The sequence below is a fragment of the Caballeronia glathei genome (assembly GCF_000698595.1).
Lineage (GTDB): Bacteria > Pseudomonadota > Gammaproteobacteria > Burkholderiales > Burkholderiaceae > Caballeronia > Caballeronia glathei.
Map to the genome: position 1 here is coordinate 1 of NZ_JFHC01000267.1, position 771 is coordinate 771.

Below are 771 nucleotides of genomic sequence, written 5' to 3' on the forward strand. Positions count from 1 at the left end.
TGACCTTGCCCCCGTTCGACGAATCCCATAGCCGAGGGAATTATGCGGCTGCGCCTCGCTGAGCCGCGAACCAATTCTTCTCGAACGTCATGGGGCTGACGTAATCGAGCGTCGAGTGTAGCCGACGGGCGTTGTAAAAGTTCAGCCAATCGACCACTTCGTCCATTGCCGCGCGCCGCGTCGGGAAGTGCCGGCCGTGCAGACGTGCAACCTTCAGCGAACCCCACAGACTTTCGGTCGGGGCGTTGTCCCAGCAATCGCCTCGTCGGCTCATCGACGAACGCATGCTGTAGGCCTTCAGCGTGTCCTGGAAGAGTCCACTGCAGTACTGGCTGCCACGGTCGCTATGAACAATCACACCGGCCTCAGGACGGCGCCGGAACCATGCCATACGCAACGCATCCGTGACGAGTTCGGCTTTCATGTGCGCCTGCATCGACCAGCCCACTACCTGCCGGCTGAACAGGTCAATGATGACGGCAAGGTACAGCCACCCTTCGGCTGTCGCGACATAGGTGATGTCGCTTGTCCACACCTGGTTCGGTGCTGTCGCCGTGAAGTTGCGCTCCAGCAGATTGGGCGCGACCGGCAGGCCGTGATTCGAGTTCGTCGTCGCGATGTACTTACGCTTGTGCCGCGCACGTACGCCGTGTTGTGCCATCAGCTTGCGCACGCGTTCCTTGCCCACGCGCACGCCGCGGGCAAGCAACTCTTTCCACATGCGCGGCCAGCCGTATTCGCCTTTGACCTGTGTGTGAATGGCCTTGATGT

General features: G+C 61.1%; 1 protein-coding gene. It reads right to left on the reverse strand.

Translation table 11 applies throughout. The annotated features are described in order from the left end of the window. Positions 1-40: 40 nt before the first annotated feature. Positions 41-771 (reverse strand): IS3 family transposase (locus BG61_RS38705; RefSeq protein WP_035943760.1); only part of this gene is annotated, 731 nt, incomplete at its 5' end.